16 protein-coding genes are annotated in these 15,732 nt (G+C 73.6%); 6 read left to right on the top strand and 10 right to left on the bottom strand.

Annotated features, from left to right (window positions below):
- The coding region (locus MXD57_RS09935) for a serine/threonine-protein kinase (protein WP_250400961.1) at positions 1 to 995 on the bottom strand (995 nt) is incomplete at its 3' end.
- Positions 996 to 1,152: 157 nt separating this feature from the next.
- Here MXD57_RS09935 and MXD57_RS09930 point away from each other — a divergent pair.
- The 3 genes from MXD57_RS09930 to MXD57_RS09920 all read left to right on the top strand — a co-directional run bounded on the left by MXD57_RS09930 (position 1,153) and on the right by MXD57_RS09920 (position 4,103).
- Complete coding sequence (locus tag MXD57_RS09930; protein ID WP_250400960.1) at positions 1,153 to 2,508, top strand: aspartate aminotransferase family protein; 1,356 nt, start codon at positions 1,153 to 1,155, stop codon at positions 2,506 to 2,508.
- 111 nt (positions 2,509 to 2,619) lie between these two features.
- Positions 2,620 to 3,312: a GntR family transcriptional regulator gene (locus MXD57_RS09925; protein ID WP_250400959.1), complete on the top strand. Its 693-nt coding sequence runs from the start codon at positions 2,620 to 2,622 to the stop codon at positions 3,310 to 3,312.
- A gap of 140 nt (positions 3,313 to 3,452) precedes the next feature.
- Positions 3,453 to 4,103 (top strand): hypothetical protein, encoded by a 651-nt coding sequence (locus MXD57_RS09920; RefSeq protein WP_250400958.1) that lies wholly within the window; start codon positions 3,453 to 3,455, stop codon positions 4,101 to 4,103.
- A 68-nt stretch (positions 4,104 to 4,171) separates the two neighbouring features.
- On the opposite strand, the gene MXD57_RS09915 is transcribed toward MXD57_RS09920, so the two are convergent.
- From MXD57_RS09915 to MXD57_RS09900, 4 genes are all read right to left on the bottom strand, one after another.
- Positions 4,172 to 5,176: a peptidoglycan-binding protein gene (locus MXD57_RS09915; protein WP_250400957.1), complete on the bottom strand. Its 1,005-nt coding sequence runs from the start codon at positions 5,174 to 5,176 to the stop codon at positions 4,172 to 4,174.
- 1 nt (position 5,177) lies between these two features.
- Positions 5,178 to 5,327: a hypothetical protein gene (locus MXD57_RS09910; protein WP_250400956.1), complete on the bottom strand. Its 150-nt coding sequence runs from the start codon at positions 5,325 to 5,327 to the stop codon at positions 5,178 to 5,180.
- A complete protein-coding gene (locus MXD57_RS09905; RefSeq protein ID WP_284505316.1) occupies positions 5,320 to 6,285 on the bottom strand; it encodes a helix-turn-helix domain-containing protein in 966 nt (321 codons plus the stop codon). The genes MXD57_RS09910 and MXD57_RS09905 overlap by 8 nt, the downstream gene beginning before the upstream one ends.
- A gap of 199 nt (positions 6,286 to 6,484) precedes the next feature.
- Positions 6,485 to 7,768: an adenylosuccinate synthase gene (locus MXD57_RS09900; RefSeq protein ID WP_250400954.1), complete on the bottom strand. Its 1,284-nt coding sequence runs from the start codon at positions 7,766 to 7,768 to the stop codon at positions 6,485 to 6,487.
- Between the two features lie 195 nt (positions 7,769 to 7,963).
- On the opposite strand from MXD57_RS09900, the gene MXD57_RS09895 reads away from it, so the two are divergent.
- Positions 7,964 to 8,812, top strand: coding sequence for a diacylglycerol kinase family protein (locus MXD57_RS09895; RefSeq protein ID WP_250400953.1), 849 nt, complete (start codon positions 7,964 to 7,966; stop codon positions 8,810 to 8,812).
- Positions 8,813 to 8,828: 16 nt separating this feature from the next.
- Here MXD57_RS09895 and MXD57_RS09890 read toward each other — a convergent pair whose 3' ends face one another.
- Complete coding sequence (locus tag MXD57_RS09890; protein WP_250400952.1) at positions 8,829 to 9,371, bottom strand: GbsR/MarR family transcriptional regulator; 543 nt, start codon at positions 9,369 to 9,371, stop codon at positions 8,829 to 8,831.
- Between the two features lie 115 nt (positions 9,372 to 9,486).
- Between MXD57_RS09890 and MXD57_RS09885 the strand changes: the two genes are divergently transcribed.
- Positions 9,487 to 10,434: an ABC transporter ATP-binding protein gene (locus tag MXD57_RS09885; RefSeq protein ID WP_250400951.1), complete on the top strand. Its 948-nt coding sequence runs from the start codon at positions 9,487 to 9,489 to the stop codon at positions 10,432 to 10,434.
- Positions 10,431 to 12,062, top strand: a complete 1,632-nt coding sequence (locus tag MXD57_RS09880; RefSeq protein WP_250400950.1) for an ABC transporter permease — start codon at positions 10,431 to 10,433, stop codon at positions 12,060 to 12,062. The genes MXD57_RS09885 and MXD57_RS09880 overlap by 4 nt, the downstream gene beginning before the upstream one ends.
- 104 nt (positions 12,063 to 12,166) lie before the next feature.
- Here MXD57_RS09880 and MXD57_RS09875 read toward each other — a convergent pair whose 3' ends face one another.
- From MXD57_RS09875 to MXD57_RS09860, 4 genes are all read right to left on the bottom strand, one after another.
- Positions 12,167 to 12,307 (bottom strand): hypothetical protein, encoded by a 141-nt coding sequence (locus tag MXD57_RS09875; protein ID WP_250400949.1) that lies wholly within the window; start codon positions 12,305 to 12,307, stop codon positions 12,167 to 12,169.
- A gap of 85 nt (positions 12,308 to 12,392) precedes the next feature.
- Positions 12,393 to 13,613 carry a cytochrome P450 gene (locus MXD57_RS09870; RefSeq protein ID WP_250400948.1) on the bottom strand — a complete coding sequence of 407 codons (1,221 nt, stop codon included), beginning with the start codon at positions 13,611 to 13,613 and terminating at the stop codon, positions 12,393 to 12,395.
- A 19-nt stretch (positions 13,614 to 13,632) separates the two neighbouring features.
- Positions 13,633 to 14,298, bottom strand: a complete 666-nt coding sequence (locus MXD57_RS09865) for a response regulator (protein ID WP_250400947.1) — start codon at positions 14,296 to 14,298, stop codon at positions 13,633 to 13,635.
- On the bottom strand, positions 14,295 to 15,662 hold the full coding sequence (locus MXD57_RS09860; RefSeq protein WP_250400946.1) for a histidine kinase: 1,368 nt from the start codon (positions 15,660 to 15,662) through the stop codon (positions 14,295 to 14,297). The genes MXD57_RS09865 and MXD57_RS09860 overlap by 4 nt, the downstream gene beginning before the upstream one ends.
- Positions 15,663 to 15,732 lie beyond the last annotated feature (70 nt).

Here is a 15,732-nt window from a genome sequence, read left to right as displayed (position 1 = left end):
CCCCCCGGCCCGGTGGGCGCCTGCGGGCCCCGGGCACCGCCCGGGCCGCCCCCGCCCCGGGTGTCCGGGTCCGTGTGGGGGTCCTCCACCTCCAGGAGGCGTACCGCGTGGCGGCCGAGCTGGGCCACCAGGGCGCCGGGCAGCCAGGGGTCGCGGGAGCGGCCCCCGGAGACGGTGTCCTCCGCGCCGGTCCGCTCCAGGATCCGCTCCAGCGAGGGACGGGCGGCCGGATCCTTGCGCAGGCACTCGCGGACCAGGTCGGCGATGCCCTCCGGCATGCGCTGGAGGTCGGGCTCCTCCTGGGCGATGCGGAACATCAGGGCGTGCACCCCGCTGTTCGCGCCGCCGAAGGGCAGCACACCGGTCGCCGCGTAGGCCAGCACGGACCCGAGGCAGAAGACGTCGCAGGCGGGCGTGACCCGGTCCCCGCGCACCTGCTCCGGCGCCATGAACCCGGGCGACCCCACCAGCGAACCGGTCCGGGTCAGGCCGTCCCCGGCCAGCGTCTCGAGCGCCCGGGCGATACCGAAGTCGATCACGCGCGGGCCGTCGATCGTCACCAGCACGTTCGACGGCTTGAGGTCGCGGTGGACGATACCGGCGGCGTGGATGTCCTTCAGCGCGTGCGCGAGCCCGGCCGCCAGGATGCGCACCGACCGCTCGGGCAGCGCCCCGTGATCGTGCCCGACGACCTGCTGGAGGCTCGGCCCGGCGACATACCCGGTGGCCACCCAGGGCACCGGCGCCTCGGTGTCCGCGTCCAGCACGGGCGCGGTCCAGTACCCGCCGACCCGGCGCGCGGAGCCCACCTCCTGCCGGAACCGGGCCCGGAACTCCTCCTGCGCGGCCAGTTCCCGGCGGATCAGTTTCACGGCGACGGTACGGCCCCGGTCCGACCGCGCCAGGAACACCTGCCCCATGCCGCCCGCGCCCAGCCGCGCCAGCAGCCGGTACGCGCCGATCTGCCGCGGGTCCCCCGGTCCCAGCTTGTCCATGCCCGCGCCGCCTTCCCCCCATAGGTCTGCAACGGACCGAGAATAGTGCGGGCGCGCCGGGAGCCGTGCCGACGTGCGTCCACGGTTCGGTAACAGCCCGGGCGGGGAACAGGACGCCGATGTCGCGACCGCGGCGAGGCCGTCTACCCTCGGCCGCATGACCCCTCAGCCCCATCCCGAAGCCGGTGCCGCAGTGAAGGCCGCGGACCGCGCGCACGTCTTCCACTCCTGGTCCGCGCAGGACCTCATCGACCCGCTCGCCGTGGCCGGCGCCGAGGGGTCGTACTTCTGGGACTACGACGGCAAGCGGTACCTGGACTTCACCAGCGGGCTCGTCTACACCAACATCGGCTACCAGCACCCCAAGGTCGTCGCCGCGATACAGGAGCAGGCGGCGAGGATGACGACCTTCGCGCCCGCGTTCGCGATCGAGGCCCGCTCGGAGGCGGCCCGGCTGATCGCCGAGCGGACCCCCGGTGACCTGGACAAGATCTTCTTCACCAACGGCGGCGCGGACGCCGTCGAGCACGCGGTGCGCATGGCCCGGCTGCACACGGGCCGCCCGAAGGTGCTCTCGGCGTACCGCTCGTACCACGGCGGCACCCAGCAGGCGGTGAACCTCACCGGTGACCCGCGCCGCTGGCCGTCCGACAGCGGCACCGCCGGTGTCGTCCACTTCTGGGCGCCGTTCCTGTACCGCTCCCGCTTCTACGCCGAGACCGAGGAGCAGGAGACCGCGCGGGCCCTGGAGCACCTGGAGACGACGATCGCCTTCGAGGGACCGGGCACGGTCGCCGCGATCGTCCTGGAGACCGTCCCCGGCACCGCCGGGATCATGCTGCCGCCGCCCGGCTACCTGGCCGGCGTCCGCGAGCTGTGCGACAGGCACGGGATCGTCTTCGTGCTGGACGAGGTCATGGCCGGGTTCGGGCGGACCGGCGAGTGGTTCGCGGCCGACCTGTTCGGCGTGGTGCCCGACCTGATGACCTTCGCCAAGGGCGTGAACTCCGGTTACGTGCCGCTCGGCGGGGTCGCCATCTCCGCCGAGATCGCCGAGACCTTCGGCAGGCGGCCCTACCCCGGCGGCCTCACCTACTCCGGGCACCCGCTGGCCTGCGCCGCCGCCGTCGCCACGATCGGCGTGATGGCCGAGGAGGGCGTCGTCGAGAACGCCAGGCGGCTCGGCGAGAGCGTGCTCGGGCCGGCCCTGGCCGAACTGGCCGCGCGGCACCCGAGCGTGGGCGAGGTCCGCGGCACCGGCATGTTCTGGGCGCTGGACCTGGTGAAGAACCGGGAGACCCGCGAGCCGCTGGTGCCGTACAACGCGGCCGGTGAGGCGAACGCCCCCATGGCCGCCTTCGCGGCCACCGCCAAGCGGAACGGCCTGTGGCCCTTCGTGAACATGAACCGCACCCATGTGGTGCCGCCGTGCAATGTGACCGAGGCCGAGCTGAAGGAGGGCCTGGCGGCCCTGGACGCGGCGCTGGGCACGGCCGACGAGTACACCGGCTGACCGCTCCGCGACTGCCGCCGGGGGGACCCGAACGCGTAAGGTGACGTGCTCGTAAAGAATGGCGAGTACGTGCGAGTACGTCACCCTTAGGTGTGAGGAGAGGCCCCGACGATGCCCGGCAACGGCTCCGTGACGCGCAGCACCCTGCGCCAGCAGATCGCGGACGCGCTGCGCGACGAGGTGCTGGCGGGCCGCCTCACTCCGGGCCGGGCGTTCACCGTCAAGGAGATCGCCGAACAGTACGGCGTCTCGGCGACGCCGGTGCGCGAGGCACTGGTGGACCTGTCCGCGCAGGGCATCCTGGAGGCCGACCAGCACCGGGGCTTCCGGGTCCCGGAGTACTCCCTCGCCGACTACCGCCGCATGCTGGAGGCCCGCGGCCTGGTCACCGACGGCATGTTCCAGGCGCTCACCGAGGCCCACCCCGCCCTCGCCGGCATGGACAGCCCGCGGACGGTGGCGGCCCTCGCCGCCGTGCGCCGGCGCGGCGAGGAGGCGCAGCGGGCCGCCGCGGCCGGCGACCTCGGCGTGCTGATCGGCTACGACCTGCGCTTCTGGCGCGAGCTGAGCGGACTGTTCGGCAACCCCTACCTCGCCGACTTCCTGCACCGGCTGCGCGTGCAGTCCTGGGTGTGTGCGGTGCAGCACCTGCGCCGGCTGCCCGACCTCCGCGGCCGGCTGTGGGCCGGCCACACCGAACTCGTCGACGCGCTGGCCCGCCGCGAGGCCCGGGCCGCCCAGGAGATCGTCGCCGCCGCCAACGCCCACTCGCTGGCCCTGCTGGAACGGCTGCCGCGGGAATGAGGCGCCGACGGGGGCCGCACGGCGCGCTCCGGGTATGGGACCCGTACGACAGGGGCTCCGCCCGCCCCGCACCGACTACCCTTCCCTGACCACCCGCTGCCGTGCGCGAGACGCGCACCCGCCGATGCGAGGAGCTCTCTTTGGCCTGTGACCTGTGGCTGGTACCGCTCGTGGACGTGTTGTGCCACACCCCGGACAACCCGTTCGCGGAGGAACTCGCGCACTACAACGACGCGCTGGCCGCGGCCGGGCTCCCACCGGTGCCGGTCTACCAGTACATGCCGGGCCTGTCCGGCGAGGTCGCCCCGGTGGCCGGCTTCGACTACGACGCGCTGCACTTCCTGCGCCGGGCCCACCTCCTCCAGGTCTGCGGACTTCCGGTGACCCCGGTGGACGAACTCGGCGGCGACTACGAGCAGTTGCTGGAGATGTTCGAGTCGACGGCCCAGCAGTCCCACCTGGTCTGGCACTACGACCACGCGGGCGCGTACGTCCCCGTCGACTTCCCGCACCCGCTGTCCAACGACGAACTCCTCGCCGGCGGCGGTCCGCTGGGCTCCTCGCAGAGCCTGCTGCGCGAGCTGGAGCACGTCGCCCCGGCGATCGGCATCGACCCGGCCAACCCCCCGGCGGCGCCGGAGCCGCCCTCCGCCCCCACGGAGTTGGAGGAGCCGGCCGTCCCCGCGCCGTACGACCCCAGCCCCTTCGCCCGGGAACGGCACGTCTGGCTGGGCCTGCACGCGGCGGCGACCCGCTCCCTGGCCCAGGGCTCGATGATCGTGTTCAGCTGAACCCCGGCACGCGTGGGGGGAGGGAGCACGGGCTCCCTCCCCCCACGCGGATCCGTGTGTCGCGCCGGTCAGAAGGTGCCGGCGTTCAGGGCCTGCTGGAGGTGCCGGGTGGTGTCCGGACCCCAGTCGCCGTCGACACCGGAGCCGACCTTCTTCTGCAGGGCCCTGATCGTGTTCGGGCCGACCACTCCGTCCGCCGTCACCCGCAGGTAGCCCTGCAGCGCCTTCTTGGTCTGCGGCCCGAAGGCACCGTCCACGGACAGCTTCGCCCCGTGCTGGTTGAGCACGCGCTGCATCGCGGCGCACGTCGCGGGCCCGAACCGGCCGTCGACCGCGAGCTTCCCGGAGGAGGGCGGCCGCGGGGCCGGCGGCTGCGGCCTGCTCCCGCCCTTCAGGGCGGACGCCATCATCGCCGCCGAGGCCGGCCCGTACTCGCCGTCGGACTCCAGGCCGTACTTCGTCTGGAAGGCGCGCACCGCCTTGTCGGTGGCCGGCCCGAAGTCGCCGTCGACGTCCAGTCCCGCGCCCATGACGGTGTTGAGGCTCTGCTGGAGCGTCTTCACCGCGGGCCCCGTGGAGCCCTTGCGCAGGATGCCGTCCGAGGCCGGCAGCGGGTCGGCGTCACCGTAGGAGGGGCGGCCGTAGCCGACGATCGTGGCGGCGTTGCGCAGCCGCCGCATGCACTGGTCGCTGGTGTTGCCCTCGATGGTGGTGATGGTGCCGTCGGAGTGCACCGCCTCGACGACACCCACGTGGTCGATGGCGCCGATCGACCGGGTGCCGCTCCAGTCGAAGAAGACGATGTCACCGGCGGTGATGCCGCCGATGCCGTAGTGCCAGCGGCCGACCGACTGGAACCAGTTCGCGTGGGCCACCGTGTACGCGAACTTCCTGCCGCCGCCGACCGCGCTCAGGTTGTCCGAGTGGGCCGCGGCGTAGCTGACGGTCATGTCGCACCAGGCGTCGTTGAGCCCGTACCACTCGGTGACCTTGTTGTGGTTCGAGCCGGGCGGGTACTCCCCGGTGCCCAGCAGGCCGCGCATCTGCGCGAGCATTCCCGCTACGGAGCCCATGTCACACCGCTCCGTTCTCGGGAAGGGCGTCGATGTCGCCCTTGACGACGAGGTTCGGGTCCTGGCTCACCCCGGACTGATCCGGGTCGACGTCGAACACCCCGGCTCCCCCGCGCGGTTCGACGGGCGGGTGGCCATCGTTCTCAGGCATGCAGCTCCCCCATGTGTACGGGGACGGGCACGATCCGCCGTGCCTCGTCCTGCTCACGAGTCTGCTGTGCCGGTAGGCGGATGTCGTTGGCGCTGCGCGCACAGTCCCTTGGCGCACAGCGCCCACGGGCCTCCGGCGAACCCGCGCGGAAACACGTCGGCGTGGTCCCGTACGCGGCCCGGAACGCACGGCTGAAGTCGGCCGGCTGGGCGAAACCCCAGCGCGCGCCGATCACATGGACCGGCAGGTGGCCCAGTCCGGGGTCGCGCAGGTCGCGCCGGCACCGGTCCAGCCGCTGCGCCTTGATCCAGGACGCCACGGTGAGACCCTGCCGCTGGAAGAGCCGGTGCAGGTAGCGGGTGGATATGTGGTGCGCGGCGGCGACCCGGTCCGGGGTGAGCGCACCGTCCGACAGGTTCCGCGAGATGTACGCCTGGATGCGCGGCAGCAGGGCCGAGTCGCCGGGTTCCTCCTCGTCGAGCAGCAGCGTGACCAGATCGGACACGACGGTGCCGAGCCGCTGCTCACCACCCGGGCGGTGCGGCGCGCTCTCGCCCGCGAGCCCGGCGAGGAGCCCGGCAACCAGCACGGCGAGGTCGGGCCGTGCGCCCAGTTCCCGGGTCCGCAGCCGGCCGTGGGCCCGCGGCCGCCCGCCCAGGTGGGCGCTGACCACGCTGTTGGAGGTGCCGGCCAGCCGCAGCCGGTAGGGCGGGCCCGAGTCGAGCAGCACGCTCCCGCCCGGCCCCGCCCGCAGGGTCCGCCCCTGCTGCTCCAGCACCAGTTCCCCGTGCCGCACCAGCAGCAGGTGCCAGCCGGGCCCGCGCCCGTCCCCCCGCACCGCCGCGGCGCCCCCGCTCACGGACGCCACCCGGACTGCCCCCAGATCCCGTACGACGTCCCGGGGCTGCCGCCCCGGGCCTTCGCACAGCCCGCCCAGAGCATGTGCCCATGCCTCCATACCGCCTGTCCCCCTGGTCAGTTGAATACGCAAGGATCAGCAGTACCAGCGGGACCCGTGGGGGGCGTCGGCGGCATACCGGGGACCGCGGGAACGGGATCGAGATCACTGAAAGCGGACCGCCCGCCGGCGGCACCCCTGGGGTGCCGCCGGCGGGCGGTCGCGGCGCTCGCGCGGGCGGTGCGGTGCCGCCCGCGGCCTACAGGAACGAGTTGATCTCGATCGTCTCGGTCCGGCCCGGGCCCACGCCGATCGCGGAGATCGGGGCGCCGGACATCTCCTCCAGCGCCTTGACGTAGTTCTGGGCGTTCTTCGGCAGGTCGGAGAAGGACTTCGCCTTGGTGATGTCCTCGGACCAGCCGGGCAGGGTCTCGTAGACCGGCTTGGCGTGGTGGAAGTCCGTCTGCGAGTACGGCAGCTCCTCGACGCGCTTGCCGTCGATCTCGTACGCCACGCAGACCGGGATCTGCTCCCAGCCGGTGAGGACGTCCAGCTTGGTGAGGAAGAAGTCGGTCAGGCCGTTCACCCGGGTCGCGTAGCGGGCGATGACCGCGTCGAACCAGCCGCAGCGGCGGTCGCGGCCGGTGGTCACGCCCCGCTCGCCGCCGATGCGCCGCAGCGCCTCGCCGTCCTCGTCGAAGAGCTCCGTCGGGAACGGGCCGGCGCCGACGCGGGTCGTGTAGGCCTTGAGGATGCCGATCACGCGGCTGATCTTCGTCGGGCCGACGCCGGCACCCGTGCAGGCACCGCCCGCGGTCGGGTTCGACGAGGTGACGAACGGGTACGTGCCGTGGTCGATGTCCAGCAGCGTGCCCTGGCCGCCCTCGAAGAGGACCACCTTGTCGTCCTCCAGCGCCTGGTTGAGGACCAGGACGGTGTCGGCGACGTACGGCTTGATCTGCTCGGCGTAGCCCAGCAGCTCCTCGACCACCTGGCCCGCGGCGATCGCGCGGCGGTTGTAGAGCTTGGTGAGGATCTGGTTCTTGGCGTCGAGCGCCGCCTCGACCTTCTGGGTCAGGATCGACTCGTCGTACAGGTCCTGGACCCGGATGCCGACGCGGTTGATCTTGTCGGAGTAGGTCGGACCGATGCCGCGGCCGGTGGTGCCGATCTTGCGCTTGCCGAGGAAGCGTTCCGTCACCTTGTCGACGGTCACGTTGTACGGCGTGATGATGTGCGCGTTACCGCTGATCAGGAGCTTGGACGTGTCGACGCCGCGCTCGTTCAGACCGCTCAGCTCGGAGAGCAGGACCGATGGGTCGACGACGACACCGTTGCCGATGACCGGCGTACAGCCGGGCGAGAGGATTCCGGAAGGGAGGAGGTGGAGTGCGTACTTCTGGTCGCCCACGACGACCGTGTGGCCGGCGTTGTTGCCGCCCTGATATCGCACTACGTAGTCCACCGAGCCACCGAGCAGGTCGGTCGCCTTCCCCTTGCCTTCGTCACCCCACTGAGCACCGAGCAGCACAAGTGCGGGCACGCGCGTACACCCCTTCCGGGCGGGGCATGTCCATGGTCGGGGGCGTGGGCGTAAGGTGCATCGCCGCATACCCGCGACCGCCTTTGGTCGCACGACCGTCGGACCGGATGCCCCGGAATAGACGAAGCCCCTGGCGCAATAGCGCAAGGGGCTCTTGCACAAAGATGCTACCCGAGGAAGCGAGGCAGGACCGAGGTGGCGACTTTCGCGACGTCCGATCAGCTGCTGGTGATCATCGATCCGGCGGCACGGCAGGGGGACGGGGAGTCCGTACGGATCGCGAAAGACGTGCTCAGCGCGGGTGCGACCACCAAGGTGTGCCTGCCGGAGGGCCCGGAGGAATTCGCCCGGGCCCTCCGCCGACGGGGTTCCCGGCGGCCCGTCGTGATCGGTGACGACCGGGCTCTGGTGCGCGCGGTGACCCTGCTGCACCGGCACCGGGAGCTGACCGGATGCGCGCTGGCCGTGGTGCCCGTGGGGGAGGCGGCGCTGGCGGAGTCCCTGGGCGTGCCGGCCGGCCCGGTGGCGGCGGCGCGGGCCGTGCTGGAGGGCGCCGAGCGGCGGCTGGACCTGCTGGTCGACGACAGCGACGGGGTGGTGCTGGGCGCGCTGGGCATCCCGCCGGTGCGGGCGGCCGCCGCGCGGCCGGTGGCCGTCCCCGAGGGGCATCCCTGGCTGCGTACGCGGTACCGCTCGCTGGTCCGCACGCTGGCCCCGCGCCCCACCCGGCTCGACGCGGTGCCGGCGCCCGGGCCCGCCCGGCTGCGGGTGGAGGTCGACGGCGAGACGGTCGTGGACCTGGACCAGCCCGTGGAGGCGGTGTCGGTGACACCGGGCGACGGCGGGACGGCCTCGGTGGAGGTGCGGCCGCTGACCGGTCCCGGCGCGGAGCAGTCGCCGCTGCTGGCCGCGGGGCGCACGGTGACGGTGGTGGGGACGGACTTCCGCTACCGGGCGGACGCGATGGTGTCGGGTCCGGTGCGGCGGCGGACGTGGACGGTGCGCGAGAGGGCCTGGGGGCTGACCCTGCCGGTGCCCGGGTAGCCCGGGCACCGGGGCGTCACGGGGAGCCGAAGAGCTCCTCCCGCCGGGCACGCCAGCGGACCATCATCGCGACGATCTCGGTGTCGACGAACTCGAAGAAGGCCAGCGTCTCGGCCAGCCGGCGCCCGGCCGGGGTGGTGGCGCCGAGGCTGTCCACGCCCTCCCGAAGGGCGTGCTCCCAGCGCTTGATGACGGCCTCCCGGCTGGTCAGGGCCTCGTACCACTGGTCGCCGTGCACCCGGTACCGCTCCCGGCGCGAGCCGGGTTCGCGCTCCCGCGACACCATGTGGACCTGCGCCAGGTAGCGCACGGCGCCGGAGACGGCGGCCGGGCTGACCCGCAACCGCTCGCCGAGTTCGGCCGAGGTCAGGGTGCCGGCGTCGGAGGCGAGCAGCGCGGCGAAGACACGGGCCGGCATCCGGGGCACGCCCGCCTCGACGAGCTGGGCCGCGAAGCGCTCCACGAACCGGGAGACGGCCTCCGGGTCGCGTTCCGGCTGCGCTGCGGTCCGCCGGGCCGCCGCCCCGGGCCGTTCGGCCCTGTCCGCCCGCTCCGTCATTCCCGGATCATCTCCCCTGATCGGCACCACCGCGGCACACCGTCACCGCATCCGTTCGTAGTTTATACGGTTCCTTAACTTCACAAGTTTGTGAAAGAAGCGTACGTTGCCCACCATGACGAAGGCCATCACGGTCTGCGGACTGCACAAGTCCTTCGGCCGTACGCACGCGCTGGCCGGCCTCGACCTGGACGTCGCGGCCGGCGAGGTCCACGGCTTCCTCGGCCCGAACGGCTCGGGGAAGTCCACCACCATCCGTGTCCTGCTGGGCCTGCTGCGCGCCGACGCGGGCACCGCGCGGGTGCTGGGCCGCGACCCGTGGGCGGACGCGGTGGAGGTGCACCGGCGGATCGCCTACGTCCCCGGCGACGTGACCCTGTGGCGCAACCTGTCCGGCGGCGAGGTCATCGACCTCTACGGCCGGCTGCGCGGGGGCCTGGACCCGCGGCGGCGCGCGGAACTGACCGAGCGGTTCGAGCTGGACCCCACGAAGAAGGGCCGCACCTATTCCAAGGGCAACCGGCAGAAGGTCGCCCTGGTCGCGGCGTTCGCCTCGGACGTGGACCTGCTCGTCCTGGACGAGCCGACCTCCGGCCTGGACCCGCTGATGGAGGAGGTCTTCCAGCGGTGCGTGCGGGAGGAGCGGGACCGGGGCCGGACCGTCCTGCTCTCCTCGCACATCCTCGGCGAGGTGGAGGAGCTGTGCGACCGGGTGAGCATCATCCGGGGCGGCCGCACCGTGGAGAGCGGCTCGCTGGCCGACCTGCGCCACCTCACCCGCACCGGCGTCAGCGCAGAACTCGCCGGCCCGCCGAACGGGCTGGCGGACCTCCCCGGCGTCCACGACCTGGACGTCCGGGGCCGGCGGGTGCGGCTCCAGGTCGACACCGACAAGCTGGACGGGGTGCTGCGCCGGCTCGGCGAGTCGGGCGTGCGGTCGCTGACCTCGAAGCCGCCCACGCTGGAGGAGCTCTTCCTGCGCCACTACCAGAACGGACCGGACGGACCGGGCGGATCCGCCGGGCCCGGCGGATCCGCCGGGCGGAACGAGGTGCCGCGATGACCACGCTCGCGGGGCCGGCCTCCGGCCGTTCCCGTCAACTGGCCGGCACGGGAATCCTGTTGCGCCTGGCGCTGCGCCGGGACCGGGTGACGACCCCGGTCTGGGTCGCGGTGAACGCCCTCATGGTCCTGTCCATGCCGGGCACCCTGCGCGGTCTGTACGGCACCACCGCCGAACGCGTCGGCCTGGTCCACCAGGTGGAGGGCAACGCCTCGTTCCGGGCGCTGATCGGCCCGGTCTTCGGCACCTCCGTCGGCGCGCTGACCGTCTGGCGGGTGGGGGTGTACGCCGCCGCGCTCGCGGCCGCGACGAGCCTGCTGGTCGTCGTACGGCACACCCGGGACGAGGAGGAGAGCGGCCGGCAGGAACTGGTGGCGTCCGGCGCGGTGGGCCGCCGGGCCTCCCTGACGGCCGCGCTGCTGGCGGCGGCGGTGGCCGACGCGGCCCTGGCCCTGCTGGTCACGGCGGGCCTGGCCGGGCTGGGCGCCGGCGGCGCCCTGGCCTTCGGACTCGGCCTGGCGGGCGTCGGCATGGTCTTCGCCACGACGGCGGCGATCGTCGCCCAGCTCACGGAGAGCGCCCGCCTCGCCCGCGGCCTGACGGCGGCCGTGCTCGCAGCGGCGTTCGTACTGCGCGCGGCGGGCGACTCGGCGGCGGACGGGGGCGCCTCCCTGGCTCCCGGCACCGGTGCGGGCTCCTCGCCGCTGACCTGGCTGTCGCCGCTGGGCTGGCTGGAGAACCTGCGGCCCTTCGCGGACGAACGCTGGTGGGTGCTCGCGCTGTTCGCCGCGGCGGCCGCCGCCCAGGCGGTGGTGGCGTACGCGCTCGCCGGGCGCCGGGACACCGGCATGGGCTTCCTGCCGACCCGGCCGGGCCCGGCCGCCGGCCGCCTCGGCACGGCGGGCGCGCTGGCCCGGCGGCTGCAGCGGGGCGGTGTGCTCGGCTGGTCGATCGGGTTCTTCCTGGCCGGAGTCGTCTACGGCGGTCTCACCGACGGCGCGGCCGACCTGGTGCGCGACAACGACAGCGCCCGGCGGATCGTCGAGCGGATGGGCGGCCGAAGCGGCCTCACCGACGCGTTCCTGGCGTCGACGACCGGAATGCTCGGCCTGATCGCGGCCCTGTACGTGGTGGCTTCGGTGCTGCGCCTGCACGGCGAGGAGACCTCGGGCCGGGCGGAACCGGTACTGGCCTGCGCGGTGGGGCGGCTGCGCTGGGCCGCGAGCCATCTGACGATCGCCTTCGGCGGCTCAGCCCTGATCATGACCCTGGCGGGCCTGGGCTTCGCCGTCGGCCGGGGCGAGGAGGTCCTGCCGGTCCTCGGCGCCTGCCTGGTGCAGCTCCCGGCGGTGTGGGTGGTCGGCGCGGTGGCGGTGCTGCTGTACGGCCTGACCCCCCGGCTCGCACCCGCCGCCTGGGGAGTCGCGGTGGCGGTGCTGCTGATCGGCTGGGTCGGGCCGGCCCTCGACGCACCGCGGCTCGTCCTGGACCTCTCCCCCTTCGGCCACCTGCCGAAGCTGCCGGGCGGGGCGATGCGGTGGACGCCGGTCCTCACCCTCACCGGCCTGGCGGCGGCGCTGACCGCGGCGGGCCTGGCGGCTCTGCGGCGGCGGGACCTGGCGGGCTGAGCACCTCGGTCGGGGTACCGCTTCGGTTCCCCGGTGCCGAGTTCGATGCCGACGGGGCCGGGGAGGGTGGGTGTCCGAGTCGAATGAAGTGATCTCGACCGCCATCAGCACGCCGTCGGGGTCGGGCCCATCGCCCTGCCCGCTGCGAGACCCACGGTCTCGTCCTCACGAGCGGCGGACTCGGCGATCCGCTCGAACATGTCGAGCGACCACTGCGATGACGCGCGCTCCGCCATGACCGTCATGGTGCCTCCCTGCGCAGGCGGGCCCCAGCGTGACGGGGGGGATGGCCACCGGCCGGGATCACTCGGTGATCGTCCGAACGGATGATCACCTCGCCGCCACGCTCAGCCCCTCCAGCCCCCGGATCACGAAGTTCGGCTTGCGTCGCGGCTCTTCAGCCAGGGTGAGGGAGGGTGCCCGTTCCAGCAGGGCCTTCATCGAGGCGGCCAGCTCGATGCGGGCCAGCGGGGCGCCGATGCAGTAGTGGATGCCCGCGCTGAAGGAGATGTGCGGGTTGTCCCGGCGGGTCAGGTCGAGGCGGGCGGGGTCGGTGAAGACGGCCGTGTCGTGGTTGGCGGAGCCGAAGAGCATGGCGATCTCCGCGCCCCTGGGAATGGTCGTCCCGGCGATCTCGATGTCGTCCAGCACCCAGCGCTCGAAGAGCTGGAGGGGGGTGTCGTAGCGCATCAGCTCCTCGATCGCGGACGGGATCAGGGAGTGGTCGGCGCGCAGGGCCGCCAGTTGGCCGGGGTTGCGGAACAGGGCCCACCAGCCGTTCACCGTGGCGTTGACCGTCGCCTCGTGGCCGGCGTTGAGCAGCAGCACCACCGTGGAGATCATCTCCTGTTCGGTCAGCCGGTCGCCCTCGTCGTGCACGGCGATCAGGGCCGAGATCAGGTCCTCGCCGGGCCGCTCGCGACGGGCCGCGATCAGTTCCGCGAGGTACGCGGAGAACTCCACCGAGGCCCGGACCGCGCTCGCCGCCGTCTCCGCGGACGGGTTCAGCTCGTACATCCCGCAGATGGCCGCCGACCAGGGCCGCAGCAGGGCGCGGTCCGCCTCCGGAACGCCCAGCATCTCGGCGATCACCGCCACCGGCAGCGGTTCCGCGACGTCCGTCAGCAGATCGCCGCCGCCCGCCTCGACCAGCCTCGCCACCAGCTCGTTCGCCAGGCCGTGGACGTACGGCCGCAGGCGCTCCACCGTGCGCGGGGTGAACGCCCTGGACACCAGGCGCCGGATCCGGGTGTGGTCCGGCGGTTCCAGGTCGAGCATGCCGTGGTCGTTGAGGACGTGGAACGGCTCGTGCTCCGGCGGGGGCGCGGTCCGGCCGAACTCCTCGTGGGTGAAGCGGTGCTGGTAGGCGCGGCCCAGGCGGCGGTCGCGCAGCAGCGCCGAGACGTCCGCGTGGTGCGGGACGAGCCACTGGTCGGTCGGCTCGTACCGGATCACCCGGCCGCGCGCCCGCAGCTCGGCGTAGACCGGGTACGGGTCGGCGACGAACCCGGGGTCCCAGGGGTCGAAAGCGAGGTCCGCGGCAGTTGACATGGAGGGACGCTAGCCCGGCTCAGCCCGGTGTGACCAGCCTCGCCTCGTACGCGAACACCGCGGCCTGGGTGCGGTCCCGCAGGCCCAGCTTCACCAGGACGCGGCTCACATGCGTCTTGATCGTCGACTCGGCCACCACCAGCCGCCCGGCGATCTCCGCGTTCGACAGGCCCTGCGCGATCAGGACCAGCACCTCCGTCTCCCGCTCCGTCAGCTCCCCGTACGCCGCCTGCGCCGACGGCATCAGGCGGGGGGTGTCCGCGAGCCGGGAGAACTCGGTGATCAGCCGCCGGGTCACCGAGGGGGCGAGCAGGGCTTCGCCGGAGGCCACCACGCGCACACCGTCCGCCAGTTGGCGGGCCGAGGCGTCCTTCAGCAGGAACCCCGAGGCCCCCGCGCGCAGCGCCTGGTACACGTACTCGTCCAGGTCGAACGTGGTCAGCACCAGCACCTTCGCCGCCCCGTCGGCGGCGACGATCTCCCGGGTGGCCTCGATGCCGTTCAGCTCGGGCATGCGGATGTCCATCAGCACGACGTCCGGGGCGAGTTCACGCACCCGCCGGACCGCCTCCCGGCCGTTGACGGCCTCGCCGACGACCTCGATGCCCGGCATCGCGTTCAGCAGGACCGAGAAGCCCTCGCGCACCATCATCTGGTCGTCCGCGACCAGTACGCGGATCGTCATGCCCCACCCGCGTCCGCGATGTCCGCGGGCACCGGCAGGAACACCGCCACCTCGTAGCCCCCGTCGGCCGCCGGGCCCGCCGTCATCTCGCCGTTCAGCATGGTGACACGCTCCCGCATGCCGGTGATGCCGTGCCCGGCCCCGCCGGAGGGGTGCGGGCGAAGCACTCGCTCCGGCGCGCCGGCCGGGCCGGGAGCGGGCGGCGGGCCGTTGACCACGCGCAGGCCCAGGCCGCCGAGCACGTACCCGATCTCCACCCGGGCGCCCGCGCCCGGCGCGTGCCGCAGGGCGTTGCTCAGCGCCTCCTGCACGATCCGGTACGCCGACAGCTCCACGCCCTGCGGCAGTTCGCGCACCGCGCCGGTCACCGCCTTCTCCACGTCGAGACCGGCCTCCCGCACATTGGCCAGCAGCCGGTCCAGGTCCGCGAGGGTCGGCTGCGGGGCGTCCGGCGCCTCGTGGTCCTCCGCGCGGACCACTCCGAGGACCCGGCGCAGCTCGGTCAGGGCCGCCACCGCGTTCTCCCGGATGGTGGCGAACGCCTTCTCCAGCTCCTCCGGCGGGTTCTCCACCCGGTACGGCGCTGCCTCGGCCTGGATGGCGACCACCGACATGTGGTGCGCGACCACGTCGTGCAGCTCACGGGCGATGGTCGTGCGCTCCTCCAGCAGGGTGCGCCGGGAGCGCTCCGCCGCGGTCACCGTCCGCTGCGCGGTCACCTCGCGCTGGGCCTGCCGGCGGATGTGCCGGACGGTCACGGCCAGCAGGGCCAGCGCCGACACGAGCAGCATCGGGGCCACGTCCGTGTCGTAGCGCTCCCGGCCGAGGAGGGTGTCGGCCACGAGGCCGTAGACCGCGGTGAGCACCCACATCCAGGCCGCCGTGCGCGGGCGGGTGCGTATCGCCACCACCGTGAGCACCGCCAGGTGCGAGAGGAAGCTGCCCGGCCCCCACGGCCACTCCATGCCGGTCGCCCCGCCGACGACGGAGGCGACCGTGGTCGCGGCGAGCGAGGCCCAGAACGCCCCCACCGGACGCACCAGGGTCAGCAGCACCGGGCCGAGCGCCAGCAGCGCGCACAGCAGCGACGGCAGGCCGGAGCCGCTCGTGCCGACCAGCCCGAACAGCATCGCCAGCGCGCCGAGGCCGACGACGACGGCGTGCGGTGTCCAGCCCGTGTAGCGGGTCGAGCGCCCGGAGCGGCCGACGGCCCGGGTCCGGGGCAGCGGACGGTAGGCGAAGGCGTCGTCGAACAGGTCCTGCCGCAGGCCGTCCAGGGCGTCCGCGGTGAGCCGCCACTCGGGGCTGCGCTGCCGCCCGGCTCCGCCCGCCGGGGTCGTCTGCGTGTGCGTCGTCTCGGTCACGTGGGCAACGGTAGGCCGCCCCGGCGCCCCGGTCGTCACCTCGCAGACGGGTCCTCGGCGGTCCTCCTCA

The sequence above is a fragment of the Streptomyces cellostaticus genome (assembly GCF_023630175.1).
Classification (GTDB): Bacteria; Actinomycetota; Actinomycetes; order Streptomycetales; family Streptomycetaceae; genus Streptomyces; species Streptomyces cellostaticus_A.
The sequence above is the reverse complement of the archived record's forward strand: the minus strand, read 5'-3'. Positions and strand labels throughout refer to the sequence as shown.